The following is a 25,085-nucleotide window of genomic DNA, read 5'->3' as shown; positions in this document are numbered from 1 at the left end:
GCTCGCTAGGCTGAGCCCATGAGACGCGTCATCATCCTCGGATCGACCGGGTCGATCGGCACACAGGCGCTCGATGTCATTCGTCGGAACCCGGAGCGGTTCGAGGTCGTGGCTCTTGCGGCAGGCACCGATGCTGCGCGTCTTGCGGCGCAGTCGGCAGAGCATCGTGTTGAGGACACCGCTCTCGGCGCTGAGGAAGCAGAGCACCTGGTGCGCGATGTCGATGCGGATGTCGTCCTCAACGGCATCACCGGTTCCGTGGGACTCGGCCCCACACTGGCCGCGCTTGAAGCTGGCAGAACGCTTGCGCTCGCGAACAAGGAGTCGCTCATCGTCGGGGGAGATCTCGTTCGAGCAGCCGCGTCGCCGGGACAGATCGTGCCCGTGGACTCGGAGCACTCGGCGATCGCTCAGACGTTGCGCGCCGGGAGCGATCGCGAAGTGCGGCGCCTTGTGCTGACGGCATCCGGTGGACCATTCCGCGGCCGCACACGGCGGTCGCTGCGAGGTGTCACACCCGAGGAGGCCCTTGCACACCCGACGTGGAATATGGGGCGTGTCGTCACGACGAACTCATCGACCCTCGTGAACAAGGGGCTCGAGGTGATCGAAGCACGACTGCTCTTCGACGTCGGGTATGACGACATCGATGTGACGATTCATCCGCAGTCGGTCGTGCACTCCATGGTCGAGTTCATTGACGGATCCACGATTGCTCAGGCATCTCCGCCCGATATGCGGCTCCCGATCTCACTCGGGCTCGACTGGCCGAATCGGGTGCCGGGAATCGGAGTGCCGCTCGACTGGACGGAACGCCATACCTGGACCTTCGAACCCGTCGACGCCGATGCCTTCCCTGCCATCGACCTCGCGAAGCGGGTCGGTCGGGCGGGCGGCACGTATCCGGCCGTCTTCAACGCGGCGAACGAGCAGGCGGTTGAAGCATTCCACGAGAGGCGCATCGGCTTTCTCGACATCCTCGAGACCGTCGAACGCGTGGTGGACGCCCATGAGCCCGAGGGCGCGCTGACCCGCGAGGCGCTCGCCGAGGCCGAGGAATGGGCCAGACGGACCGCAGACAGTCTGGTCGGCTGATCATCGCGTCCTAAACGGAGAGCCGGAGGTCAGAGCGTCTTGTCGAGCGTCCATCCCGCTTCGCGCAGCGCGCTCGTCGTCTCACCGGGGACGGAGAACGGCAGCTTCTGATCGCCGACTTCGCGGTACTCCTTGCCCGCGAGGCCAGCCCAGACCACCGTGTCGTCTTCGTCGGCCGCGGCGACAGCGACTCGGATCGCCTCTGCCGGATCAGCGACGTCGCGGATGTCGCCCTCGGGCTTTGCCGCGCGAGCCGCGTCGACGAGTGCTTCCCGGATGACTCTAGGATCCTCGTCGCGCGGGTGGTGATCGGTGATGATCAGAATGTCACTGCCCAACGCAGAGACCTCGCCCATCTCGCCGCGCTTCGACGTGTCGCGATTGCCATTCGCGCCCGCTACCATGATCACCTTTCCCGGTGTGACGCGGCGAACAGCCTCGAGTAGCTTCGCGAACGCGTCTGGGCTGTGACCGGAGTCGATGATGACCGCGGGACCGTGCTCGACGGGAATGCGGTTGGACCGGCCCGGCACCTCCGCGAGGATGCCGCCGTCGCGGGCGAGCGTGTCGGCGATGTTCTCGAGGGCGAAGCCGCCGTCGACGAGCATCGCGATCGCAAGTCCAGCGTTCGCCGCCATGTGCCGACCGATGAGAGGCACACGCGTGGTGAGGGCACCATGCTGCTCGTGCTCGAGAGTGAACTCCGTGAACGCGGGGCTCTCGGTGCCGATCGTGATCGTCCAGTCGGCTGTCACATCGTCGCGAGAAGTGATGGTGGTGACGGGGACACCGGCCTGAGCGACGACGCGCTCGCCGGCATCCGTGTCGAGACACACCACTGCAGAACGTGACCGGTCGGGTTGGAAGAGTGAGATCTTCGCGGCCAGATAATCGTCCATGGTCGCGTAGTCATCGAGATGGTCATGACTGAGGTTGGTGAAGCCCGCCACATCGAAAACGAGCCCGTCGACGCGGTGACGGCTGAGCGCGTGCGCGCTGACCTCGATGACGATCGCTTCAACATCCACCTCGCGCATTCTCGCGAGAAGTGCGTGCATCTCCGGCGACTCGGGAGTCGTGAGCACCGAGGGAAAGATCTCGGAGCCCGCCCGGCGCTCGGCCGTGGAGCTGAGGCCCACGCGGAGGCCAAGCTGAGTGAGGATCGCCTCGAGGAAGTGCGCGGTCGACGTCTTTCCGTTTGTGCCCGTGAGGGCGAACATCGGGGGACGGTCGCGATCGGTGTCGTATACCCACGCGGCCATTCGGCCGAGGATCTCACGCGGGTTCAGAGGGGCCACGAGAACGGGGACGTCGGCATCGCCGAGTTGCTCGGCCCCCACGGCATCCGTCACGACCGCGACCGCGCCACGCTCGACGGCCTCCGAGACGAACTGCGCGCCGTGGAAGCGGGCGCCGGGCGTTGCGACATAGACGTCACCCGGTCGGACGAGTGAACTGGCGAGCGTGATGCCCGTCAGCGTGACGTCGCCGCCATAGGGGGAGAGGTCAAAGTTCTCGGAGAGATGCGTCAGGGACTTCGGCGTCATGTCGTGCGGACGTGACGCCGCGGGTGTGTCAGACTCCACGGTCAGGGTTGTCCTTTGCGGTGCGGGTGGATACGGCATCCATAGTCTCACAGCCGGGAGACAGGACTCACCGAGCGCGGCACGCTATCGTGCCTGTGTGGAATCTGTGCTTCTGTACCTGTTCGGCGTGCTCATCATCGTCGTGGGGCTCGCTGTCTCCATCGGGCTGCATGAGATGGGCCACCTGATTCCTGCGAAGCTGTTCGGGGTCAAGGTCACGCAGTACATGATCGGCTTCGGCAAGACGCTGTTCTCACGCCGCAAGGGTGAGACGGAGTACGGGGTGAAGGCCATTCCGCTCGGAGGCTACATCTCCATGATCGGCATGTTTCCGCCGACGAAGCCGGGCGAGAAAGTGCACGCGTCGAGCACCGGTTTCGTCCAGCAGCTCTCCGATGCGCACCCGGAGCAGACGACGGATGTCGCCGGAGCGATCGAGGAGGCCATCGAGCGTCCGTCCGAATCCTCCGGCACGAGGCGCGCCTTCGACGCACTCGTCCAGGACGCACGTGACATGAGCGCCGAGACGATCGGGGACGAGGACGACCGCGCGTTCTACCGACTCCCGGTATACAAACGCATCATCATCATGCTCGGCGGTCCCGCTATGAACCTCGTCCTCGCGATCATCTTCTACGGGATCGTCCTCGTCGGCTTCGGTGTTCCGACATCGGCGTCCACGACGATCGCGAGCGTGAGCGAGTGCCTCATGCCCGCCTCGAGCGCCGCGAGCGAGTGCCCGGAGAACGCGGAAGCCTCACCGGGTGCAGAAGCCGGCTTCAAGCCAGGGGACCGCATTGTGAGCGTCGACGGAACGAAGATCAGCGAATGGAGTCAGTCCTCCGAGATCATCCAGAACAGTGCCGGAACGCCCCTCGACGTCGTCGTCGAGCGCGGGGGCGAGAACGTGACGCTCCAGGTCACACCGCGCCTGACGGAACAGCAGATAGAGGATGCCGACGGCACGACGAAGACGGTCGAATACGGCATGGTCGGCATCACCGCCGCGATGACCTATGAGCGCCAGCCCGTCAGTGCGGTCCTCCCCGCCGTCTGGGACAACGTGACGGCGGTCGGCAACATCGTCGTCCATCTCCCGGAACGCCTCGTGGACATTGCGCAGGCGGCGTTCGGCTCGGAAGAGCGCGACCCGAACGGGCCGATGAGCGTCGTCGGCGTCGGTCGACTGGCGGGGGAGGTCGCGAGCGTCGACACCGTGCCCGTCGTGGTGAAGGCGCAGACCATGTTCGGCATCCTGGCTGCGCTCAACGTCGCGCTCTTCGTCTTCAACCTGATCCCGCTCACCCCCTTGGACGGCGGCCATGTCGCAGCCGCGATCTGGGAGGCGATCAAGAAGGGCTGGGCGAAGCTGCGCGGCAAACCTGATCCGGGGCCGGTCGACGCGGCGAAGCTCATGCCTGTCACTTTCACGGTCGTGGTCATCCTCGGCGGAATGAGCGTTCTGCTCATGTACGCCGACATCGTGAAGCCGATCAGTCTGTTCGGCTGACGGGTCGCCATCGAGCGATGAGAGCGAGAAGCGCGACGGAAAGCACCGTGGCGACGATGGTCACCTCGACCCAGCTGGCGGGCACCGTTCCGTCGCTGAACGCGATTCCCAGAAGCGTCGTCGAGAGGATGGCTCCCACGTATCGTGAGGTCTGGAAGATTCCGGTCGCGACTCCCGCAGACTCCCGTCCAGCGGACGAGTAGAGCGCCTGACTCATCGAGATGCTGATCACGCAGTACGGCACGCCCATAGCTGCGGTGACGAGAAGCGGAACGATCGGGGCGACGCTCCAGGCCACAAGCGTCATGAAGGCTGCGGATGCGACGAGCCAGACGCCCCCGACGAGGAACGCCGCGCGTACGCCGCGTCGCTCGATGAATCGTGCGGCGAAGGGCGTCAGCAAGACGTTGAGCGCCGCGAGCGGCAGCATGAGAAGGCCCGTGATGTCGGGGCGGTAGCCGCCGTGCTCCTCGAGAAATTGGGGCAGGCCGAAGAACGCGCAGTAGTAGACCAGATTGAACAGGGCGAACCCGGTGTAGACCAGCAGCAGACGCCGATTTCGTGCGAGCATCCTCACATCGATGAACGGCTCCCGCGTCGAGAGCTCTCGCCAGATGAAGAGCGCGCCGCATCCGATCGCGGTGATCAGCAGCGGCCACGGCGCCTCGCGAGTGATGTTCAGAAGGAAGACCAGAAGAGATACGAGGGATGCCGTGAACAGCAGCACGCCGGGAATGTCCGAGTCCGCGATCACCGTGCGCACCGGTTCCCTCGAACGTGCTGCGTCTTGCGGGGCGAAGAGGCGGGTACCGACCAGCGCGATAAGGGCGAGAGGCACGTTGATCCAGAAGATCGCCTCCCAGCCGAGAGTCGTCACGAGCACGCCGCCGATGACGGGGCCGATCGCGGCGCCGGCCGTGTTCGCCATCTGCATGCGACCGAGCAGCCGCGGCGAACTCATTCTGGACATCGAGGTGATCGGGTGCAGCAGCGACACAGCGGAGGGGAACGCGGTGGCTGTTCCGATCGCGAGAGCCACACGGCCAGCGCAGACGAACCAGAAATTCGGTGAGAACGGTGTGAGCGCGCACGTGATCACGACCACGCACATGCCGAAGATGAACAGGCGTCTCGGGCCGAAGCGATCCCCGAGCCTGCCCATGAGGGGCTGTCCCGCTGCGGAAGCGAGATAGAACGCTGTGATGACCCAGGTGACGGTCAGCACGTCGAGCCCGAAAGTCTCGCGCAGCGTCAGCAGCGCGATGGCGATCATCGACGAGTTCAGTGGGTTCAGCAGCGTCCCGACGCTGAGCGAAGCGACGGCGAGGCCTGCCCGACGAGGCGTCAGAGATTCATCGCTCACGAATACACCCTACGTCGGGTCGAGGGTGCAGGATGCCGCGTCCGAACGCGCTGTGACGGTGTCGAACGGCGCAGACGAGATGCCGCCGCGCAGCCTGCGGCGGCGGCATCCTCGCGTCATCTTTCGAGCAGAAGAGCCTCGCCCTGTCCGCCGCCTCCGCACAGGGAGACTGCCGCACGGCCGGAACCGCGACGCGAGAGCTCGAGAGCTGCATGGAGTGCGAGCCGCGCCCCGGAGGCCCCGATCGGGTGCCCGATGGCGATGGCTCCGCCATGGATGTTCACGATGTCCGGCGAGAGCGACAGGTCGCGCATCGACTGGATGCCAACGGCGGCGAATGCCTCGTTGATCTCCACGACGTCGAGATCAGCCGTGCTCCACCCCTGCCGGGAGAGCGCGTGCTCGATGGCCCGAGACGGCTGGGAATGCAACGAGGTGTCGGGGCCGGCGACCTGTCCGGGAGCACGAAGGACCGCGAGCCACTCGAGTCCGCGCTGCTCAGCCCATTCGCGATCTGCGACGACGAGCGCGGCTGCTCCGTCGCTCAGCGGCGACGAGTTGCCGGCGGTGATGGTGCCGTCAGGATCAAATGCTGGGCGGAGCCCCGCCAAGACATCGGCTGTGGAGTCCTCGCGTACCCCTTCGTCGGCGTCGACCGTCGTGACAGAGCCTTTGCGGCCCGGCACATCGACCGGCGCGATCTCATCGGCGAAGATGCCGTCTCGCGCCGCGGATGCGGCGCGAGCGTGGGACGCTGCTGCGACGGCATCCTGCTCCTCGCGCGAGATGCTGAGCGGGGCATTGTGACGTTCCGTGGAGATTCCCATCGAGACCTGATCGAAGGCATCGGTGAGGCCGTCGTGTGCCGCGACGTCCAGAAGCTCAGTGGGCCCGTACTTGAAACCCTTTCGCGCACCGGGCAGTACGTGCGGTGCATTCGTCATCGACTCCTGCCCACCGGCGACGACCACGTCGGCTTCGCCGCTGCGGATGAGCCGCGCAGCATCCGTCACCGCGACGAGCCCGGAGAGACAGACTTTGTTCACAGTGACCGTCGGAACGGCCCAGCCGATTCCCGCTCCGATCGCGGCCTGGCGGGCCGGATTCTGGCCAGCGCCAGCTTGCAGAACCTGCCCCATGATGACGTGTTCGACATCGGACGCAGACACGCCGCTCCGGGTCAGGGCGGCGCTGATGGCTCGAGCGCCCAGGTCGACGGCCGAGAAGGCGGAGAGCGCACCGAGCAGTCGTGTGAACGGGGTGCGTGCGCCGCCGAGGATGACAACATCTTTCTGTGTCATTGGTGACTCCTTTGTCATGTGGATGTGCAGCCGATACCAGCTTGGCACGTTCCAGGCGGCTCGGGAACGTGCCGGTGACGGAGTAGGTTGGAACACAGGTGGTCCGCACGCACACAATGCAGCGGATCGAAGTGCAGCAACGGAGGTGCGCTCAATGACAATGGATAAGACTGTCACCACGCCGCGCGAGGCGGTCGCCGACATACCCGACGGAGCGTCACTCGCAGTGGGAGGCTTCGGACTGTGCGGGAACCCGATGGCGCTGATCACAGCGCTGCTTGAGGTGGGAAGCACGGATCTGTCTGTGGTGAGCAACAACTGCGGAGTCGACGACTGGGGTCTGGGAGTCCTGCTGGGAGCGGGCCGAATCCGCGAGATGACCTCGTCGTATGTGGGGGAGAACAAGGAGTTCGAACGCCAGTACCTCTCGGGCGAGCTCGTGGTGAATCTGACGCCGCAGGGCACACTCGCTGAGAAGCTTCGGGCCGGGGGATCAGGAATCGCCGCGTTCTTCACTCAGACCGGCGTCGGCACGCAGATGGCGGAAGGCGGGCTGCCGCGTCGCTACAACCCCGACGGAACGATCGCGGAGAGCTCGCAGCCGAAGGAGACACGGCCCTTCCTCGTCGATGGTGTGGAGAAGCCGTTCGTTCTGGAGGAAGCGATCACGACCGACTTCTCGCTTGTGCACGCACTGCGCGGAGACCGACACGGCAATCTTGTCTTCAACAAGTCCGCACGCAACTTCTCGCCGCTCGCGGCGATGGCGGGGCGAGTCTGCATCGCGCAGGTGGAAGAGCTCGTCGAACCGGGGGAGATCGATCCTGACGCGGTGCACCTGCCGGGAGTCTTCGTGCACAGGATCGTCGCGGTCGGCTCGGGCATTGAGAAGCGCGTCGAACGACGAACAGTCCGCGAGACGGAAGGAGCGCGGTCATGACCCTGTCGCGAATGGAGATGGCCGCGCGAGCGGCACAGGAGCTGCGCGACGGCGCATATGTCAATCTGGGCATCGGTCTGCCGACCCTCGTACCGAACTACGTGCCGGAGGGCGTCACCGTCACGCTTCAGTCTGAGAACGGCATCCTCGGCGTCGGCCCGTACCCGACTGAGGACGCCGTTGACCCGGACCTCATCAACGCGGGCAAGGAGACCGTCACGACGCTGCCTGGCACCGCCTTCTTCGACTCGGCGACGAGCTTCGCGATGATCCGCGGCGGCAAGATCGATGCGGCCATCCTGGGAGCGATGCAGGTCTCCGCGGCGGGCGACCTCGCGAACTGGATGATCCCGGGCAAGATGGTCAAGGGACCGGGCGGCGGAATGGATCTTGTGCACGGAGCGAAGCGGGTGATCGTTCTGATGACGCACACCGCGAAGGACGGCAGCCCGAAGATCGTCACCGAGTGCTCGCTTCCGCTGACCGGCCGAGGCGTCGTTGACCGAATCATCACCGATCTCGCCGTCATCGACGTGACCGATGGCGGCCTTCAACTCGTAGAGCTCGCTCCCGGCGTGAGCGCTGACGAGGTGATCGAAGCGACCGAACCTCCGCTGACCGTCGCATTGTGAGCTGTCGCACCGGCGGCACGCGTGCCGCCGGTGCGCTCAGGCTGTCCGCAAGGCGGCATCGTAGGATGATGTGGTGCCTGCAGTGAATCTAGGAATGCCCGGAGCACCAGAGACCCTCTCACCCCGCCGCGCATCGCGGCAGATCAAGGTGGGCAAAGTGCTGGTCGGCGGAAACGCTCCGGTCAGCGTCCAGTCGATGACGACGACCCCGACGACCGACATCAACGCGACTCTTCAGCAGATCGCCGAGCTCACGGCATCCGGCTGCGACATCGTGCGCGTCGCCGTGCCGAGCCGTGACGACGCGGCCGCGCTGCCCGCAATTGCGCAGAAGAGTCAGATTCCCGTCATCGCAGACATCCACTTCCAACCCAACTACGTGTACGCAGCGATTGACGCCGGCTGCGCCGCAGTCCGAGTCAATCCCGGAAACATCCGGAAGTTTGACGATCAGGTCGGCGAGATCGCGAAGCGCGCGAAGGCCGCCGATGTCTCGCTCCGGATCGGGGTGAACGCCGGATCGCTCGACCGCCGGCTTCTGGACAAGTACGGCAAGCCCACCGCCGAGGCCCTTGTGGAGAGCGCTGTCTGGGAGGCGAGCCTCTTCGAGGAGCACGACTTCCACGACTTCAAGATCTCCGTCAAGCACAACGACCCGATCGTGATGGTGAAGGCCTATCGCATGCTCGCAGAGCGGGGCGACTGGCCGCTTCATCTCGGCGTCACGGAGGCGGGACCTGCCTTCCAGGGCACCATCAAGAGCGCGACCGCGTTCGGCATCCTCCTCTCCGAGGGAATCGGCGATACGATTCGCGTGTCGCTCAGTGCTCCTCCCGTGGAGGAGGTCAAGGTGGGCCTGCAGATCCTCCAGTCGCTCAACCTGCGAGAGCGGAAGCTCGAGATCGTGTCGTGCCCGAGCTGCGGTCGGGCACAGGTCGACGTCTACACGCTCGCCGATGAAGTGACGGCGGGCCTGGCGGGCATGACGGTTCCGCTGCGCGTCGCAGTGATGGGCTGCGTTGTGAACGGACCGGGAGAAGCGCGCGAAGCCGACCTCGGAGTCGCCTCCGGCAACGGCAAGGGGCAGATCTTCGTCAAGGGTGAGGTCATCAAGACCGTGCCGGAGTCAAAGATCGTGGAGACTCTGATCGCCGAGGCGAACCGCATCGCCGCGGAGCTTCCGCAGGGTGACACATCGGTCGGGGAGCCGACGGTATCGGTCGGCTGACTCGCCGGCATCCGCCTGTCGCCCACGACAGCGACCACGACGACCAACTGGGGGTAACACACGTGAATCAGCCGAGCGGCGCCGCTCTCTCGCCAGCGGATCGTGACCGTGCGAGAAAGATTCTCGAGACGATCGTCCGCTCATACGGTGCGAAGGTCGTCGGGCAGACAGGTCTGCGGACCAGCCTGCTCATCGCACTGATGACGGGCGGGCACGTACTCCTCGAGAGTGTTCCCGGCCTCGCGAAGACCACAGCCGCTGAGGCGATTGCGGATGCCGTGCAGGCGCAGTTCCGTCGAATCCAGTGCACACCGGACCTCCTTCCCTCGGATATCCTCGGCACTCAGATCTACGATCCGGCCACACGTAGCTTCACAACTCAACTGGGGCCGATCCATGCGAACTTCGTGCTGCTCGACGAGATCAATCGCGCGAGTGCGAAGACGCAGTCCGCGATGCTCGAGGCGATGCAGGAGCATCAGACCTCGATCGGAGGCGAACTGCACCCGCTGCCGAAGCCGTTCCTCGTGCTCGCGACGCAGAACCCGATCGAGCAGGAGGGCACATACCACCTTCCCGAAGCGCAGCTGGATAGGTTCCTGCTCAAGGACGTTCTGGGGTACCCGACGATCACGGAGGAAGCCGAGATCGTGCGGAGAGTCGGCGCTGGAGTCTGCGACCGCGCGTCGGAGCACGAGAGCGTCACGCTCGATGATGTGGTGTTCCTGCAGCGGGTCACGAGAGACGTCTATCTGGACCCTGCGGTCCTCAACTACATCGTCCAGGCCGTGTATGTCACACGGCACGCGTCCCAATATCTCTCTGAGAGCCTCGCCAGGTATGTCGACTATGGTGCGAGCCCACGTGCGAGCATCGCCTTCGCATCCGCCGCTCGTGCACTCGCGGTGCTCTATGGGCGCGATCACGTCATTCCCGACGACGTCAAGGCGCTCCGGCACCAGGTGCTGCGCCACCGGATGATCCTCAACTTCGAGGCCGACGCGGACGGCGTGACGGCGGAGACCGTGATCGACGCCTGCTTCGCTACGCTGCAGGCCCCGTGAGCTGACTATGCCGACGCTCCTCCATCGTGTGAAGTCGAAGTTGGCGATCCGAGCGCACCGCCGGGTTCGCGGAGTGCTCGACGGCGAATACGCCTCGATCGCCCACGGCAAGAGCCTGGAGTTCGATGAGCTCCGTCCGTACGTGCCCGGGGATGAGATCCGTGACATCGACTGGAAGGCCACCGCACGGCATGGCACCCCCTACACCCGCCTGTACGTGGCGATGCGCAAGCACCTTGTGACACTTGTGGTCGACACCGGCCGCAATATGGCGGCGATCGGGCCGGGCGGCGTCCCAAAGCGCGACACCGCCATTCTGGTGGCGGGGATCGTGGGGTACCTGGCGTTCCGACACGGCGATCACGTCTCGCTCGTCTGCGGCGACGCGGGCGGCGTGCACCACGTTCCCGGTGCGGGGACGGAATCGCACATCGAGCAGCTCCTGAACTCGATCCAACGGAGGACGAGAGCGGATGCCGATCAAAGCGATCTGGATCGTCTGCTCGGCTTTGTGATCCGACGAAGCAAACGGCGCAGCATCCTCGTCATCGTGAGCGACGACGAGGATCTCGGCGCTGAGCGGCTCAGTGCGCTCCGTCGACTCCATGCTCAGCATGAGGTGCTCTGGGTGAGTGTTGCTGACGCTGATCCGACGGCGGACTGGGGCTCGTCCGAGGTTCGCGACATCGCGGACGACGTCGCGATCTCGGAGTACATTCGCCGGGACCGGGCGGTCCGGCGCGCCTTCGCGACGCGAAGCGCCTCGGCGCAGACCGAGACAGAGGACGTGCTCGAGGGCATCGGAGTCTCGAGCGTGCGCGTGACGGGACCCGACGATGCCGTGTCCGGGGTCTTCCGACTTCTAGAGAGGCATAATCGTGCCCGGCGATAATGGCTACTACCCTCCGATCGGATACAGCGGGATGTGGCCGCTCATCGCTGTCGGCATCCTCGTTCTCATCGCTGCCTGGTATCTGTTCGTCTGGCTGTTCCCCCGCCCGAAAAAGGTGGCGAGGAGCGTTCAGCGCCCGATTCCCGGTGACCTCGTAGCTCGATATCAGGGCCTTATCGATGACATCGAGCGCGCTCATGCCTCCGGAGAGCTCCAGACGCGCGCCGCGCACCAGAAGCTCAGCGTTCTGGTTCGCGCATTCGCGGAGGAGCGCTCAGGTGCTCCCATCTCGGCGATGACCCTGGCTGACCTCGACGAAGCCAATCTCACGGGACTCGCCGAGACCGTTCGGTCGTACTATCCGGCTGAGTTCGCTCCCGAGACGAGCGGCGGGCTCGCTCACGCGCTGCAACGTGCGCGTCAGGTGGTGGTGCCATGGAGCTGATGCATGGTTGGATGCTGTGGATCTGGCTCGGCGTCCTCGCGGTCGCAGCGATTGTCGGGGTCGTCTTCGCGGTTCGGGATGGACGCGTGGGGCGCGATGCTGTTCGGATCGCGCACAGAGAGCGGCTTCTGCGACTACCGGCATACCGGCGCGCGCGAGGCCGCCTGCGTCTTGGCCTGGTCGTCGCCCTCGCCGTCGCGATTGTCGGGGTCGTCTCCGCCGCGTTCCTCAGCACACGGGTCGTCGCGGTGCAGAAGCACACGATCGAGCAGAACAACCGTGACATCGTGCTGTGCCTCGACACATCCGGTTCGATGACGGAATACGACGCCGCGATCCTCGAGTCTTTCGGGGAGCTCGTGGAGAAGTTCGACGGAGAGAGGATCGGCCTCACGATCTTCAACGCTTCGGCCGTCACGTACTTCCCGCTCACCACCGACTACGACTACGTCGCAGCGCAGATGGACGACTTGCGCGAGAACATGGAAGATCCGGATACGGACTACGCGTACACGGACGGCACTCTTCTGGGCGACGGGTCATCGCTCATCGGTGACGGCCTCGCCAGCTGCGTGAGCCGATTCGACCATCTGGACGAGGAGCGCTCGCGCTCCATCGTGTTCGCGACAGACAACTACGTCGCGGGCAAGCAGCTCGTCTCGCTTCCCGAGGCGGGGAAGTACGCCGAAGACTACGGAGTCGTGGTCTACGGGCTGAACCCGGGCGACGCGAATGGGAAGAACTATGTGGCCGAACTGGCGGCCGAGTTCCGCGACACCGTCGAGTCGACCGGCGGAGGGTACTACGCGATGGACGACCCGGATGCCGTGCCTGGGATCGTCGAGTCGATCGAGAAGCAGGAGGCGACGACGCTGGAGGGACCGACGCAGATCATTCGCACCGATGAGCCGGAGCCGCTGCTGTGGCTTGCGCTCGTGGCCACACTTGCGCTGCTGACTGTCTCATGGAGGCTGAGGCGATGACGTTCGATCCGCTGTTCTCTGCTGTCCTGTTGATCGTACTCTTCCTCGCGATCCTCGGCGGCACGGTCGCGCTCGCAGTACTTGCGTCGAGTCGTGGTATGCGTGCACGCTGGATTCTACGATCGGCGCTCGTGCTCGTGCTCTTCGCCATGCTCATGCGCCCAACGTTGCCCGGGGGCGGCTCACCAGAGACGATCGGAGGCGACGTCGACGTGTACTTCGTCATCGATACGACGAGCAGCATGGCAGCCGAGGACTGGGGCGACGGCGAACCGAGGCTCACAGGCGTGCGCGACGATGTCGTCGACATCACGGAGGAGCTCGCGGGAGCGAGGTTCTCTGTCGTGACGTTCGACGCGGCAACTGTCCAGCGCGTTCCGCTCACCACCGACGGCGGAGCGGTGGAACAGACAGTTTCTGCCATGACTCAGGAGATCACGCGCTATTCCTCGGGGAGCAGCATCTCGGCTCCGGTCGAAACTCTGGACGAGCTGTTCGCCGAGCGGACCGATGAGCGTCGGACGATCGTGTACTACATCGGCGATGGCGAGCAGACGGTGAGCGAACCGCCGGAGTCCTTCGCCGATCTCGCCTCGTACATCGACGGGGGAGCGGTGCTCGGCTACGGAACGTCGGACGGCGGGAAGATGCGGGAGTATTCGGGATTCGAGAGCACTGCTGAACCTGACTACATCATGGATCCGGAGACTGACGAGCCAGCTCTCTCCCGCATCGATGAGGAGGCACTCGGTGCGATCGCGGATCAGCTGGGTGTGACGTACATCCATCGAGACGCGGCTTCGCCTGTGTCCGAGGCGACCCGAGGCATCCATGTCACGCCTGAAGCAGAGCCGGATGTCAATCCTGAACCGAGACCGGAGCTGTACTGGATCTTGGCGATCCCGTTCGGTGTTCTGCTCGCCTTCGAAGGAACGCTACTGGTGCGCGACCTTCGACGCACCCGCGACAGGGGAGGTGAACGCTCATGACCGCTGGCACACGCCGCCGCAGCTCGCGACCACGACTCCGACTGGCGCTCTGGACGCTTCCGTTCGTGCTCATTGCGCTCCTTCTGGCCGCGAAGCTGTTCAGCCTGCCCCTTCTCAGCGACACGGGTTCCGATGCGTATCAGGAGTCGAAGTTTCAGAAATCAGTGTCAGCGTTCGACGGTCTGATGGTCTGGAACGGTTTCGAGCCGTGGATCGCGCACTTCGATCGTGGGACGGCGTTTGCCGCGGACGGGCAGCTGTCGAAAGCGGTGACCGACCTCACGCGTGCGCTGGAACTGGCGCCGGAGGGTCGCACCTGCGAGGTGCGAGTCAATCTCGCGCTCGCGTGGGAGCAGCAGGGCGACGCTCACGCCGAGTCAGGGTCGACCGAGAGCGCGATCAAGATGTGGACAAAGGCGCTGGGCATCGTACAGGCTGGCGACGAGGAGGGCTGTGACCAGCCCCAGGACTCCGGAGCCGATCAGGAGCTGGATGCTGCGGAGAAGCGGCTCAAGGAGAAGCTCGAACAGTCGTCGCAGAGCGGCGATGAGAGCTCAGACTCAAACTCGGAGGGCGACGAGTCTGACGATTCGGGCGAGTCAGGCGGAGGCGAGGAGTCCGAGGGCGACAATCCCTTCGACGATCTCGAGAAGCGCGGCGAAGACGCCGAGCGTAAGAAGCAGAACGGGGATGCCGAGAGAAGAGGCGGATCCGGTGGAGGCACGGACAAGCCCTGGTAGACGACGTGCGTACGGGTACGTACGTGTATTCCACACTTACGCGGGTGAAGAACTCTCACTAACGTGACGGCTGCGGGCACTGCTCGCGGCCGCCGTCGTGGCGGTTCTATCCAACGAAGGAGCTGGAAACACGATGAAGGGAATTCGCGCATCGCTTGTGACGCTCGGTGTGCTCGGGGCGATGATCGTGCCCCTGGCGCAGACGCAGAGCGCACAGGCGCACGGATGGGTCACCGACCCGCCGAGCCGACAAGATTACTGTTCGACGGGAGCAACTCCGTTCGACTGCGGCTCGATCAAGTACGAGCCGCAGAGCGTGGAAGCGCCGAAAGGCTCGATGAAGTGCAGTGGAGGAAATGAAGCCTTCGCGATCCTCGATGACAACTCACGCGCCTGGCCGCGGAAGGACGTGTCGTCTGATCTCTCGATCACGTGGACGAACACCGCGCGCCACGCGACGAGCGAATGGGAATACTTCGTCGACGGCGAACTGTTCACCACGATCGATGGCAAGGGCGAGCAGCCTCCCGCCACGGTCACGCACGACCTCAGCGGTCTGCCAGCCGGTGAGCACACGATCCTGTCTCGCTGGAATGTCGCAGACACGGGCAACGCGTTCTACAGCTGCATCGACATCAATGTGACCGACGGATCCACTGATCCGACGGACCCGACCGACCCGACCGACCCGACCGATCCCACCGACCCGCCTGCAGAGCAGTGCGCTGCCGAATGGGACGCCGGAACCGTCTACAACAACGGCGACGAAGTGGCCCACGAGGGCCACATTTGGGCCGCCAAGTGGTGGACTAAGGGTCAGGAGCCCGGGACAACCGGTGAATGGGGTGTCTGGGCTGACAAGGGAGCGTGCGACGACGCCACCGACCCGACAGATCCTACGGACCCAACGGACCCGACGGATCCCACGGACCCTACCGAGCCGACTGACCCCACTGACCCCATCGACCCGGGCACACCCGGGGAGCGGGTCGTCGGCTACTTCACGAACTGGGGTATCTACCAGCGCGACTACACGGTGAAGGACATCGAGACGTCGGGTTCCGCAGACAAGCTGACGCACATCCTCTACGCTTTCGGCAACGTGAGCGGCGGCGAGTGCAAGATCGGCGATGCCTACGCGGACTACCAGAAGACGTTCACGGCTGAGGAGAGCGTCAGCGGGGTCGCTGACACATGGGATCAGGAGCTGGCAGGAAACTTCAACCAGCTGCGTCAGCTCAAGGAGCTGCACCCTGACCTGAAGATCCTCTGGTCCTTCGGCGGCTGGACCTGGTCTGGCGGCTTCGGGGATGCTGCAGCTAACGCTGAGGCTTTCGCCGACTCGTGCTACGACCTGGTCGAGGACCCGCGTTGGGCTGACGTGTTCGACGGGATCGACATCGACTGGGAGTACCCGAACGCCTGCGGTCTGACGTGCGACACGTCAGGCGAGGACTCGTTCCCGACCCTGATGAGGGCGGTCCGTGACCGCTTCGGCGACGACATCGTCACCGCTGCGATCACTGCTGACGGTACCGACGGTGGAAAGATCGATGCCGCTGACTACGCCGGAGCAGCGCAGTACGTCGACTTCTACATGCCGATGACGTACGACTACTTCGGTGCGTGGAACAAGAGCGGTCCGACTGCGCCGCACTCGCCGCTCACGAGCTACGAGGGCATTCCGCAGGAGGGCTTCGACACCACGTCGACGATCGCGAAGCTTCGCACACTCGGAGTTCCGAGTGAGAAGCTGCTTCTCGGGATCGGCTTCTACGGTCGTGGCTGGACCGGTGTGACGAGCGCCGAGCCGGGTGGCACCGCTACGGGTGCAGCCCCGGGCACGTACGAGGCCGGAATTGAGGACTACAAGGTTCTGGTCGAGAAGTGCCCCACCACGGGAACCGTGGGCGGCACTGCATACGCATTCTGCGATGGCGAGTGGTGGAGTTACGACACGCCCGAGACCATTGCGAACAAGATGCAGTTCGCTCAGGACTGGGGCCTTGGCGGCTCCTTCTTCTGGGAGCTCTCCGGAGACACCTCGAACGGTGAGCTGATCAGCGCGATCTATTCAGGTCTGCACTAATCTCACCCACGCGTCAGGGGGTCGGGCATCGCTCGGCCCCCTGACGCGTGTCCGCACACTGTTTTGTAAGTGTCGGTAACATACCGGGAGGACACTGTCGTCGAAGAAGAGGAGCGCTCACCATGCTCGATCGAGCACTCGTCGTTCAGGAACCATCTGACGACGCGAGACTCGTCGAGAAAGCTCTCGAGACGGGGTGGCGGGGAGTTCTCTGGGTCGGCAGACGCGGAAGCGGGCGTAGCTTCGCTCTGGAGCGCGCAGCAGAGGGGCTCGCCGGGCGCGGTCGCACTGCAGTGCGAATCTCGCCGCATGATCACGCTGATGGATGCCCGGCATTCGTGAGACCCTCCGAGCGTTCAGACAGTGGCGGGGCTGTGACTCCGATCTTCATCATCGACGATCTCGATCGACTTCCAGAGGATCAGCGCGACGAGCTTCTCTCGAGGCTGCTCGCGGATTTCAGTGACGCGGTGATCCTCGCCACAGCGGGGGAAAGCCCCTGGGTGCGCGGAATGCACGCACCACTCCGAGTTGTTCGAATCATGCCCTGCGGGCCCGACGAAGCGCTCGATCTTCTTCGCTCGCAGCGCGCGAGGCCGGTCTCGCCCGTGGTCGCATCACATCTCGCGCACGAACTCGACGGCCGCGCGGGGAGCATCGTCGAGGTTGCCGCTGCGCTCTCTGACGATCAGCTCGAGGGCACTCGCGCCCTGCCGGACCCGCTCCCACTGGCCACAGCGGTTCGCACGGAGCTCGCGCTCTGGGGCGAACACCTCACGGAACCGGAGAAGCGCGCTGCGCTTGTCGCATCCGTGAGCATCATCAATCGAGTCGACGTGATGCTCGCCGCGGCTGAGATCGACCAGGACGCTCTGCTGCGCGGCCGATTCACCGACCAGATCGACCTGCATGGCGGGCGTTTCCGCGTCGCGCGACCGAGCACCAGGCAGTTCGTTCACGAGTCCGCCTCCGTGGCGGAGCGCACCGACGTGCATGAGCGTCTCGCCGCCGAACTGCGTCGAGCGGGGGAAGACCGGGCGGCATCCTGGCATGCCTCTCTCGCCGCGCTCGCCGGGCAGCCGGAACGTGCCGACGAGGTTCTGGATCTCGCGTGCGGCGCTCTCGAAGCGGGCGATTCCGCATGGGCCTATGCTGCGGCCATGGAGGCGGCGAGCCAATCCCGCCCGGAGGAAGGGGAGCGCGCACTGCTCGTCGCCGGAATCGCGGCGCTGAACTGCGGTTGGGTCCGCGACGCCGCGGACGCCCTCGCGAGCGTTCTGGGAAGCGGCGATCGGGATATCTCGACGCGCGCGCTCGCTCCTTACGTCTTCGCGCGCACCTGCTGCCAAGGTGAGGTGCCGATCGCTGAGCTGGAACGACTTGAGGAGGTTGCGGCAGAGCCACGATGCCTTGGCGGGGCTGTCGCTGTCGCAGCATCCTTGTCAGCCCAGCTGGGACTGGTTGGGCGGGCGCGAAAGCTGCTCGACAGGCGATCATATGACGAATGCCAGCTGGGTCCGCGCTTCATCGAGTGGATCGAACTGCGGGTGGCCGAGAAAGGTGCGGCATCGGTCGAAACGCTGCGCGCCGGCGTGGCCCTTGCGGCTGAGCTGGGCCCCGTCATGTTCGGATCGGCATTGCCAGACAGTGCTCAGTCGGCAGTGCGCCGCTGGTCGCCGGCGTTTATGGCTGGTGCGACCCCGCTGGTCCGTGCGTACGAACGCGTCGCGCGAGCCTGTCTCGACGCCGCTGAGGGGCGTCAGCGGGAGGCAGCGGCTTCTCTGATCGAAGCCGCTGCAGACACTCCGATCTGGATTCCGTTCTGCGGAGCGGGAGTGCAGCTGCTGCGGCGAATGGAATCCGATCGCGTGGAGAAGCTCAGCAGGGTCGGCCACGCGGCGATCGACGTGTGCGTGTTCACGGCCTGCTCGCGTGAGGAGCGCGCAGCGGCCGAGAGCGGAGAGCGATGGCGTACGCCGCGAAAGGTCCGTCTGACGGCACGTGAGAACGAGGTCGCGCGCATCGTCGCAACGGGGTTGACCAACGGCGAAGCCGCTTCCCGTCTCGGCGTCTCGATCCGGACGATTGAGGTGCACCTCAGCCGTATTTACCGGAAGCTCGACGTACGATCGAGAAGCGAGCTGGCCTTCCTGATCAGTGCCGTGCAGCAGGACTCCGAGTCATCAGACACGAGCGGCCTCGGAGCATGAGTACGATGGTGTCGTGGTAACGCGCCTGTCTAACTATTTCCTTCGTACGCTCAGAGAAGACCCCGCGGATGCTGAGGTCGCCAGTCACCGGCTCCTCGTCCGTGCCGGATACATCCGACGTCAGGCCCCTGGGATCTTCGCCTGGCTGCCGATCGGGCTCCGCGTCAAGGCGCGCATCGAGCAGATCGTGCGTGAGGAGATGGCGGCCGCGGGCGCTTTCGAGGTGCACTTCCCCGCGCTCATGCCGCGTGAGCCCTATGAGGAGACCGGCCGGTGGGAAGAATATGGCGAGAACCTCTTCCGCCTCGCCGACCGCAAGGGGGCGGATATGCTCCTCGCTCCGACGCATGAGGAGGCGTTCACCCTTCTCGTGAAGGATCTCTATTCGTCCTACAAGGATCTGCCGCTGTCGATCTATCAGATCCAAGACAAGTATCGTGACGAGGCCAGACCGCGCGCGGGGCTTCTGCGCGGACGTGAATTCACGATGAAGGATGCCTACTCGTTCGACGTCTCCGATGAAGGACTGGACGTCAGCTACCAGGCGCAGCGCGACGCCTACGAGAGGATCTTCACGCGGCTGGGTCTCGAATACGTCATCGTCCACGCGGATGCCGGTGCGATGGGAGGCTCCAAGAGCGAAGAGTTCCTGCACCCCACGCCGGTCGGGGAAGATACGTTCGTGCGTTCCTCTGGCGGATACGCCGCGAACGTAGAGGCGTACGTGACGCCCGCGCAGGAGCCGGAGGAGATCGAGGGCAAAGCGTCCGCGCAGGTCGTCGACTCGCCGAATACGCCCACGATCGCCACACTCGTCGATCTGCTCAATGAGAAACACCCCCGCGAGGACGGCCGTCAGTGGGCAGCCTCAGACACGCTCAAGAACGTCGTGCTTGCTCTGACCCACCTGGACGGCACCCGCGAGGTCGTCGTGGTTGCTGTTCCCGGCGATCGCGACGTCGACATGAAACGGGTCGAGGTCGCGTTCGCTCCAGCCGAGGTGGATGCCGCAACAGACGCAGACTTCGAATCGAACCCTGCCCTTGTTCGCGGATACATCGGACCGTGGTCCGATGAAGGTGCTGTGCTTGGAGCCGATTCGGCGAGCGGCATCCGATATTTCGCTGACCCGCGCGTCGTCGCAGGCAGCACATGGGTCACGGGTGCGAACCTCCCGGAGAAGCACGTGATCGGGCTCGTCGCGGGAAGAGACTTCCAGATCGACGAGACCATTGAAGCGGCCACGGTTCGCGAAGGGGATCCCGCTCCCGACGGCTCCGGGCCCGTAACGCTCGACCGCGGCACCGAAATCGGTCACGTCTTCCAGCTCGGACGCAAGTACGCCGAGTCGCTCGGACTCCAGGTGCTGGATGAGAACGGCAAGCTGGTCACTGTGACCATGGGATCGTATGGCATCGGCGTGACGCGCGCGCTCGCGCTCATCGCCGAGCTGAATCACGACGATCGCGGTCTGATCTGGCCCGCAGCGGTCGCTCCTTTCGACGTGCACGTCGTCGCAACGGGCAAGAGCTCAGAGGTCTTCGACGTCGCTGCGGGACTCGCCTCGAGCCTCGAGGAGACAGGGCTCGACGTGCTCTACGACGACCGCCCGAAGGTCTCGCCCGGCGTCAAATTTGGGGACGCGGAGCTCATCGGCGTTCCGACGATCATCATCGCCGGTCGCGGTGTCTCCGACGGTGTCGTGGAGCTGTGGGACCGTCGGTCGGGCGAGCGCACGCAGGTGCCGATCGGTGAGATCGTCGATCACGTCCGCTCGGGAAGCTGAACAGCTCGAGCACGGGACCCGTGGTGACGAATCACGGTGGAGTCAGGTAGCCTTATAGTTCGGTCGGCGCTGCTTCACATGCGCGGCCACAGCTGAATAGGGAGGCTCTCTGGTGGACATCGATCTGAGCGTGCTGAAGTTGATGGAGCGGGAGAAGGAAATCCCGTTCGATGAGCTGATTCGCATCATCGAGCAGGCCATCCTCACGGCCTACCTGAAGAACGAGGCACAGCACGGCAACGAAGACGCCGAGGGGCGTGTCGAACTCGATCGCAAAACCGGTCACGTCTCTGTGCTGGTTCCTGAGAAGGACGAAGACGGTAACATCATCGGCGAGGCCGAGACCATGCCGGAGGACTTCGGCCGAATTGCGGCATTCGCTGCGAAGCAGGTGATCAACCAGCGACTCCGGGACATCGCAGATGACGCCGTGCTCGGCGAGTTCAAGGGTCGGGAAGGCGACATCGTCGCGGGCGTCATCCAACAGGGTCCGAATCCACGCATGATCCACGTCGATCTCGGAACGGTCGAGGGTGTTCTCCCGCCTGAAGAGCAGGTTCCGGGAGAGCAGTACACTCACGGCCGACGGATCCGTGTCTACGTGACGAGCGTCGCGAAGGGACTCAAGGGGCCGCAGATCACGGTGTCGCGCACGCACCCGGCCCTCGTCAAGAAACTCTTCACACTTGAGGTTCCCGAAATCGCTAACGGTCTCGTCGAGATTGTCTCGCTCGCACGCGAGGCCGGACACCGCACGAAAATCGCGGTTCTCGCGAAGGACCCGACGATCAACGCTAAGGGTGCCTGCATCGGTGAGCTCGGTCGACGTGTGCGGGCGGTGACCGAGGAACTCGGCGACGAGAAGATCGACATCGTCGACTACTCGAGCGACCTTCCGACGTTCGTCGCGAACGCACTGTCTCCCGCTCGCGTGTCCTCGACGTTCCTTCTCGATGCCGAGACGAAAGCAGTCCGCGCGCTTGTGCCAGACTATCAGCTTTCGCTCGCGATCGGCAAGGAAGGGCAGAATGCGCGCCTCGCCGCGAAGCTGACCGGAGCGAAGATCGATATCCAGCCGGACTCGATCCTCGACGAGGAGTAGACGCCGAGACCGTTCGGATGCGTGGCGTCCGGACGGTTCCCAGCGCGGGGAGTGTAGGATGGAGCCCGTGAGAACGTGCATCGGATGCCGTTTGCGCGCTGAAAGGTCCGCCTTGTTGCGGGTCGTCGCCCGGAATTCCGAGCTTGTGGCTGATGAGGCCGCGGTGCTCCCCGGACGTGGTGCGTGGTTGCATCCGACCTTTGCGTGCTTCGATCGTGCACAGAAGCGTCGCGCCTTCGGGCGTGCTCTTCGTGTGAGCACCGGTCTGAGCACGCAGACTCTAGAGAACAGGCTGAATGGCTAATGGACAACTAATGAGCGGCTCGAAATGAGACCCGTCCGTAACTAACGGTCTGCCCTGTCTGGGCAGACCCAGACAGGAGAGAAGTGGCTGCAAAACCACGCGTACACGAGATCGCATCTGAGTTCTCGGTAGACAGCAAGGTTGCCCTCGCAAAGCTCAAGGAACTCGGCGAGTTCGTGAAGGGCCCGTCGTCGAGCATCGAGCCTCCGGTTGCGCGCAAGCTGCGCGCGGCTCTTGAGGCCGATGGCGCAAAGCGCGTCGACGATGCAGAGAAGAAGAGCGGCGGGCAGGCTAAGCCTGCCCAGTCGAAGACGGCGAGTCCGAAGCCGTCGAAGCCGGCGGAGAAGGACGCCGCACCTGCGGCTCCGGCCGAGAAGCCGGCCGCTGCGACAGAGCAGAATGCCGCCGCGGCGAAGCCCGGCCCGAAGCCTGGCCCTGCCCCGGCTCCCAAACCAACTCAGGCTCGCCCCGGCGCGCCGCGCCCCGGTAACAACCCGTACTCCAGTTCGCAGGGTATGGGTCAGCGTCCGCAGGGCGGTCCGCGCCCCGGTAACAACCCGTACTCGAGCTCGCAGGGTATGGGTCAGCGTCCGACTCCGGCGAACATCCCGCGGCCTCCGCGCCCACAGCCTCCGCGCCCCGGTGCTCCGCGTCCTGGACAGCCTCGCTCGGGTGGCGGCCGCGGTCGCCCCGGTGCCGGTGCAGGTCGTCCCGGCGGCGGTGGCGGTGGCTTCCAGCGTCCCGGCGGTGGCGGCGGTGGCGGTGGCTTCCAGCGTCCCGGCGGCGGCTTCGCCGGCCGTCCCGGTGGCGGCTTCGCGGGCCGCGGTCGTGGACGTGGCGGCGGCACTGCTGGTGCCTTCGGTCGCGGTGGCGGTCGCGCCAAGTCTCGCAAGTCGAAGCGGGCGAAGCGGCAAGAGTTTGAGATGAGGCAGGCGCCGTCGATCGGCGGTGTGAGCGTTCCTCGCGGCGACGGCAGCACGATCCTGCGACTGCGCAGAGGTGCATCGATTGCGGACTTCGCGGACAAGATCGATGCGAGCCCGGGTGATCTCGTGACCGTGCTCTTCCACCTCGGTGAGATGGCCACGGCGACTGAGTCACTCGATGAAGCGACATTCGAGGTGCTTGGAGCGGAGCTCGGCTACAAGATCGAGATGGTATCGCCTGAGGACGAGGATCGTGAGCTTCTTGAGGGCTTCGACATCGACCTCGAGGGCGAGCTCGAGGCGGAAGACGATGAGGATCTCCTCCCGCGTCCGCCGGTGGTCACCGTCATGGGTCACGTCGACCACGGTAAGACACGTCTGCTTGACGCCGTTCGCCACGCGAACGTCGTGGAGGGTGAGGCTGGCGGCATCACCCAGCACATCGGCGCGTACCAGGTCGCGACTCCCCACGAGGGCAAAGAGCGCAAGATCACGTTCATCGACACCCCGGGTCACGAGGCGTTCACCGCCATGCGTGCGCGTGGTGCGCAGGTGACGGACATCGCGATCCTTGTGGTGGCCGCAGACGACGGCATCATGCCGCAGACAATTGAAGCGCTGAACCACGCTCAGGCGGCCAACGTGCCGATCGTGGTCGCAGTCAACAAGATCGATAAGGAAGAGGCGAATCCGCAGAAGGTTCGTCAGCAGCTCACCGAGTACGGTCTCGTCGCAGAGGAGTACGGCGGCGACGTCATGTTCGTCGATGTGTCGGCACGTAAGGGAATCGGCATCCAGGATCTCCTCGACGCTGTTCTGCTCACGGCCGACGCCGGGCTTGACCTTCGTGCCAACCCAGACAAGTCGGCACGCGGTGTCGCCATCGAAGCCAAGCTGGACAAGGGCCGCGGTTCTGTCGCGACCGTACTCATCCAGTCGGGCACGCTCCACGTCGGCGACGCGATCGTCGCGGGAACCGCATACGGCCGAGTGCGCGCGATGGTCGATGAGAAGGGCGAATCCGTCGCCGAAGCCGGGCCTTCCCGTCCGGTTCAGGTGCAGGGGCTCTCCACCGTGCCGCGCGCAGGCGACACCTTCCTCGTCACGGAGGAAGATCGCACAGCTCGACAGATCGCGGAGAAGCGTGAGGCCGCGGAGCGCAATGCTCAGCTGGCCAAGGCGCGTAAGCGCATCAGCCTCGAGGACTTCACTCGTGCCCTCGAAGAAGGCAAGGTTGAGTCGCTCAACCTCATCATCAAGGGTGACGTCTCCGGTGCAGTCGAAGCACTTGAGGAGTCGCTGCTCAAGATCGACGTCGACGAGAGCGTCCAGCTGCGCATCATCCACCGTGGTGTCGGTGCGATCACCGAGTCCGACGTCAACCTTGCGACGATCGACGACGCGATCATCCTGGGATTCAACGTGCGTCCCGACGCCAAGGCTCGCGACCGCGCTGCTCGCGAGGGTGTGGACATCCGCTTCTACTCGGTCATTTACAACGCGCTTGAAGATGTCGAGTCGAGCCTCAAGGGACTGCTCAAGCCCGAGTACGAAGAGGTGCAGTCCGGCGTGGCCGAGATCCGCGAGGTCTTCCGTTCTTCGAAGTTCGGAAACATCGCCGGTGTCATCGTCCGCTCCGGTACGATCACGAGGAACGCGAAGGCGCGCGTCATCCGCGAGGGTGTCGTGCTCGCCGATGGGCTCGCGATCGAGTCGCTGCGTCGCTTCAAGGACGACGTCACCGAGGTTCGTACGGACTTCGAGTGCGGTATCGGCCTCGGCAAGTTCAACGACATCCAGGTCGGGGACGAGATCGAGACGACGGAACTGGTCGAGAAGCCACGTAGCTGATCGATTCGCTCCAACTGTGCGGCCCAGCGAGGCACATAACCTCGCTGGG

General features: G+C 64.9%; 20 protein-coding genes. 17 read left to right on the top strand and 3 right to left on the bottom strand.

Annotated elements, in window-relative coordinates; translation table 11 throughout:
• The first annotated feature begins 18 nt into the window (after positions 1-18).
• Positions 19-1,095, top strand: a complete 1,077-nt coding sequence (dxr, locus tag ACSAGD_RS08435; protein WP_437582281.1) for a 1-deoxy-D-xylulose-5-phosphate reductoisomerase — start codon at positions 19-21, stop codon at positions 1,093-1,095.
• A gap of 29 nt (positions 1,096-1,124) precedes the next feature.
• Here the strand turns inward: dxr and ACSAGD_RS08430 are convergent, their stop codons facing one another.
• Positions 1,125-2,681: a Mur ligase family protein gene (locus ACSAGD_RS08430; RefSeq protein ID WP_437582280.1), complete on the bottom strand. Its 1,557-nt coding sequence runs from the start codon at positions 2,679-2,681 to the stop codon at positions 1,125-1,127.
• 97 nt (positions 2,682-2,778) lie between these two features.
• Here ACSAGD_RS08430 and ACSAGD_RS08425 point away from each other — a divergent pair, with 97 nt between their 5' ends.
• The gene (locus ACSAGD_RS08425) at positions 2,779-4,191 is read left to right on the top strand and encodes a M50 family metallopeptidase (protein WP_437582279.1); all 1,413 of its coding nucleotides are present in this window, start codon (positions 2,779-2,781) and stop codon (positions 4,189-4,191) included.
• Here the strand turns inward: ACSAGD_RS08425 and ACSAGD_RS08420 are convergent.
• The gene (locus tag ACSAGD_RS08420) at positions 4,175-5,554 is read right to left on the bottom strand and encodes an MFS transporter (RefSeq protein ID WP_437582278.1); all 1,380 of its coding nucleotides are present in this window, start codon (positions 5,552-5,554) and stop codon (positions 4,175-4,177) included. The two genes, ACSAGD_RS08425 and ACSAGD_RS08420, sit on opposite strands and share 17 nt — an antisense overlap.
• 116 nt (positions 5,555-5,670) lie before the next feature.
• Positions 5,671-6,855 (bottom strand): acetyl-CoA C-acetyltransferase, encoded by a 1,185-nt coding sequence (locus ACSAGD_RS08415; protein WP_437582277.1) that lies wholly within the window; start codon positions 6,853-6,855, stop codon positions 5,671-5,673.
• A gap of 154 nt (positions 6,856-7,009) precedes the next feature.
• Here ACSAGD_RS08415 and ACSAGD_RS08410 point away from each other — a divergent pair, with 154 nt between their 5' ends.
• From ACSAGD_RS08410 to infB, 15 genes are all read left to right on the top strand, one after another.
• Entirely contained in the window at positions 7,010-7,795 is a 786-nt protein-coding gene (locus ACSAGD_RS08410) for a CoA transferase subunit A (protein ID WP_437582276.1), read from the top strand.
• The gene (locus tag ACSAGD_RS08405; protein ID WP_437582275.1) at positions 7,792-8,427 is read left to right on the top strand and encodes a CoA transferase subunit B; all 636 of its coding nucleotides are present in this window, start codon (positions 7,792-7,794) and stop codon (positions 8,425-8,427) included. The genes ACSAGD_RS08410 and ACSAGD_RS08405 overlap by 4 nt, the downstream gene beginning before the upstream one ends.
• 94 nt (positions 8,428-8,521) lie before the next feature.
• Positions 8,522-9,655 (top strand): flavodoxin-dependent (E)-4-hydroxy-3-methylbut-2-enyl-diphosphate synthase, encoded by a 1,134-nt coding sequence (gene ispG, locus ACSAGD_RS08400; RefSeq protein WP_437582274.1) that lies wholly within the window; start codon positions 8,522-8,524, stop codon positions 9,653-9,655.
• Between the two features lie 62 nt (positions 9,656-9,717).
• The gene (locus ACSAGD_RS08395) at positions 9,718-10,719 is read left to right on the top strand and encodes an AAA family ATPase (RefSeq protein ID WP_437582273.1); all 1,002 of its coding nucleotides are present in this window, start codon (positions 9,718-9,720) and stop codon (positions 10,717-10,719) included.
• A gap of 7 nt (positions 10,720-10,726) precedes the next feature.
• On the top strand, positions 10,727-11,611 hold the full coding sequence (locus ACSAGD_RS08390; protein ID WP_437582272.1) for a DUF58 domain-containing protein: 885 nt from the start codon (positions 10,727-10,729) through the stop codon (positions 11,609-11,611).
• Positions 11,598-12,056 carry a hypothetical protein gene (locus ACSAGD_RS08385; RefSeq protein ID WP_437582271.1) on the top strand — a complete coding sequence of 153 codons (459 nt, stop codon included), beginning with the start codon at positions 11,598-11,600 and terminating at the stop codon, positions 12,054-12,056. The genes ACSAGD_RS08390 and ACSAGD_RS08385 overlap by 14 nt, the downstream gene beginning before the upstream one ends.
• Positions 12,047-13,039, top strand: a complete 993-nt coding sequence (locus tag ACSAGD_RS08380) for a VWA domain-containing protein (protein WP_437582270.1) — start codon at positions 12,047-12,049, stop codon at positions 13,037-13,039. Before ACSAGD_RS08385 ends, ACSAGD_RS08380 begins: the two co-directional genes overlap by 10 nt.
• Positions 13,036-14,028 carry a VWA domain-containing protein gene (locus ACSAGD_RS08375; protein WP_437582269.1) on the top strand — a complete coding sequence of 331 codons (993 nt, stop codon included), beginning with the start codon at positions 13,036-13,038 and terminating at the stop codon, positions 14,026-14,028. The genes ACSAGD_RS08380 and ACSAGD_RS08375 overlap by 4 nt, the downstream gene beginning before the upstream one ends.
• Positions 14,025-14,768, top strand: a complete 744-nt coding sequence (locus ACSAGD_RS08370) for a hypothetical protein (protein WP_437582268.1) — start codon at positions 14,025-14,027, stop codon at positions 14,766-14,768. The genes ACSAGD_RS08375 and ACSAGD_RS08370 overlap by 4 nt, the downstream gene beginning before the upstream one ends.
• A gap of 133 nt (positions 14,769-14,901) precedes the next feature.
• Entirely contained in the window at positions 14,902-16,857 is a 1,956-nt protein-coding gene (locus ACSAGD_RS08365) for a glycosyl hydrolase family 18 protein (RefSeq protein ID WP_437582267.1), read from the top strand.
• A 122-nt stretch (positions 16,858-16,979) separates the two neighbouring features.
• Positions 16,980-19,067: a helix-turn-helix transcriptional regulator gene (locus tag ACSAGD_RS08360; protein WP_437582266.1), complete on the top strand. Its 2,088-nt coding sequence runs from the start codon at positions 16,980-16,982 to the stop codon at positions 19,065-19,067.
• 13 nt (positions 19,068-19,080) lie between these two features.
• On the top strand, positions 19,081-20,853 hold the full coding sequence (locus tag ACSAGD_RS08355; protein WP_437582265.1) for a proline--tRNA ligase: 1,773 nt from the start codon (positions 19,081-19,083) through the stop codon (positions 20,851-20,853).
• Between the two features lie 112 nt (positions 20,854-20,965).
• Positions 20,966-21,955: a transcription termination factor NusA gene (gene nusA, locus ACSAGD_RS08350; protein WP_437582264.1), complete on the top strand. Its 990-nt coding sequence runs from the start codon at positions 20,966-20,968 to the stop codon at positions 21,953-21,955.
• Between the two features lie 58 nt (positions 21,956-22,013).
• The gene (locus tag ACSAGD_RS08345) at positions 22,014-22,259 is read left to right on the top strand and encodes a YlxR family protein (RefSeq protein WP_437582263.1); all 246 of its coding nucleotides are present in this window, start codon (positions 22,014-22,016) and stop codon (positions 22,257-22,259) included.
• Between the two features lie 83 nt (positions 22,260-22,342).
• Entirely contained in the window at positions 22,343-25,036 is a 2,694-nt protein-coding gene (gene infB / locus ACSAGD_RS08340) for a translation initiation factor IF-2 (protein WP_437582262.1), read from the top strand.
• Positions 25,037-25,085: the final 49 nt, after the last annotated feature.

It is taken from the genome of Paramicrobacterium salitolerans, from assembly GCF_051513965.1.
In the GTDB taxonomy this organism is placed as follows: domain Bacteria; phylum Actinomycetota; class Actinomycetes; order Actinomycetales; family Microbacteriaceae; genus Paramicrobacterium.
Note: the sequence above shows the minus strand (reverse complement) of the source record. Positions and strands in the feature narration are given on the sequence as shown.

What these genes read in the sequence shown, in the direction of transcription:
- ACSAGD_RS08365 (WP_437582267.1), top strand. Translation starts at nt 14,902, where the DNA reads ATGAAGGGAATTCGCGCATCGCTTGTGACGCTCGGTGTGCTCGGGGCG.
- ACSAGD_RS08380 (WP_437582270.1), top strand. Translation starts at nt 12,047, where the DNA reads ATGGAGCTGATGCATGGTTGGATGCTGTGGATCTGGCTCGGCGTCCTC.
- ACSAGD_RS08410 (WP_437582276.1), top strand. Translation starts at nt 7,010, where the DNA reads ATGACAATGGATAAGACTGTCACCACGCCGCGCGAGGCGGTCGCCGAC.
- dxr (WP_437582281.1), top strand. Translation starts at nt 19, where the DNA reads ATGAGACGCGTCATCATCCTCGGATCGACCGGGTCGATCGGCACACAG.
- ispG (WP_437582274.1), top strand. Translation starts at nt 8,522, where the DNA reads ATGCCCGGAGCACCAGAGACCCTCTCACCCCGCCGCGCATCGCGGCAG.
- ACSAGD_RS08390 (WP_437582272.1), top strand. Translation starts at nt 10,727, where the DNA reads ATGCCGACGCTCCTCCATCGTGTGAAGTCGAAGTTGGCGATCCGAGCG.
- ACSAGD_RS08345 (WP_437582263.1), top strand. Translation starts at nt 22,014, where the DNA reads ATGGAGCCCGTGAGAACGTGCATCGGATGCCGTTTGCGCGCTGAAAGG.
- ACSAGD_RS08375 (WP_437582269.1), top strand. Translation starts at nt 13,036, where the DNA reads ATGACGTTCGATCCGCTGTTCTCTGCTGTCCTGTTGATCGTACTCTTC.
- ACSAGD_RS08415 (WP_437582277.1), bottom strand. Translation starts at nt 6,855, where the DNA reads ATGACACAGAAAGATGTTGTCATCCTCGGCGGCGCACGCACCCCGTTC.
- ACSAGD_RS08405 (WP_437582275.1), top strand. Translation starts at nt 7,792, where the DNA reads ATGACCCTGTCGCGAATGGAGATGGCCGCGCGAGCGGCACAGGAGCTG.
- ACSAGD_RS08370 (WP_437582268.1), top strand. Translation starts at nt 14,025, where the DNA reads ATGACCGCTGGCACACGCCGCCGCAGCTCGCGACCACGACTCCGACTG.
- ACSAGD_RS08360 (WP_437582266.1), top strand. Translation starts at nt 16,980, where the DNA reads ATGCTCGATCGAGCACTCGTCGTTCAGGAACCATCTGACGACGCGAGA.